Annotated in this window: 1 protein-coding gene; it reads right to left on the bottom strand. The window is 68.6% G+C overall.

Features of this window, described 5'->3' with window-relative positions:
* Positions 1–47: 47 nt before the first annotated feature.
* A complete protein-coding gene (locus tag ACFU99_RS44635) occupies positions 48–716 on the bottom strand; it encodes a lysophospholipid acyltransferase family protein (protein WP_384404660.1) in 669 nt (222 codons plus the stop codon).
* Positions 717–1,004 lie beyond the last annotated feature (288 nt).

The following is a 1,004-nucleotide window of genomic DNA, read 5'->3' on the forward strand; positions in this document are numbered from 1 at the left end:
GGCCGTACGGGAGGTTTTCCGTACGGCCAGGGGCCTGTGGCCGCCGCTCAGGCCGCGCGCGCCTTCGTCGCGTAGACGTCCACGTACTCCTGGCCCGAGAGGTCCATGACATCGCTCATGACCTCGTCCGTCACGGCCCGCAGCACATACCGGTCGCGGTCCATGCCCTCGTACCGGGAGAAGTCCAGCGCCTCGCCGAAGCGGACCGTCACCGGGCTGATCCGCAGCCGCCCCTTGCCGCCCGGCTGCACCTTGTCCGTGCCGATCATCGCGAACGGGACCACCGGCGCGCCCGTCATCAGCGTCAGCCGCGCCACGCCCGTACGGCCGCGGTAGAGCCGGCCGTCGGGGGAGCGGGTGCCCTCCGGGTAGATGCCGAACGCCTTGCCGTCCTCCAGCACCCGGCGCCCCGTCATCAGCGCCGCGACGCCGCCGCGCCCGCCGTCGCGGGCGACGGGGATCATGCCGGAGGCGGTGAAGAACCAGGCCATCAGGCGGCCCTTGATCCCCTTGCCGGTGACGTACTCGTCCTTGCCGATGAAGTACACCGGCCGCTTCACGACCAGCGACATGAACAGCGAGTCGATGAAGGTGACGTGGTTGCCCGCCAGGATCACCGGCCCGGACGCGGGGATGTTCCCCAGGCCCTCGACCCGCGGGCGGTACAGGACGCGCATGAGCAATCCAAGAATCGCCTTGAGCATGATCCGGGACAACGGGTCCTCCGGTCGTGGTGGTCGGCTGTTGCGCACGCTGCGCACCTGGGCGCAGTCCCGGACGATACTCGGGAGAACCCGCGCCCCGCACACCGGGCTCATCGGTTGATACGCCGTGTTGATGTGTGTTTCTCCGTCATTTCGCCCAGGGGGTCCCGTACGGAAGCAATGCACGTCTACGATCGGCCAGGTCCATGATCGGTGCGGTACATGACAGAAACTGACGAAAGAGGAGTGCTTATGGAGCAGGAACGGGGACAGGGACCGGCGCGCCGCGCCCTCCTGGGG

Source organism: Streptomyces sp. NPDC057654 (genome assembly GCF_042800135.1).
Lineage (GTDB): Bacteria > Actinomycetota > Actinomycetes > Streptomycetales > Streptomycetaceae > Streptomyces.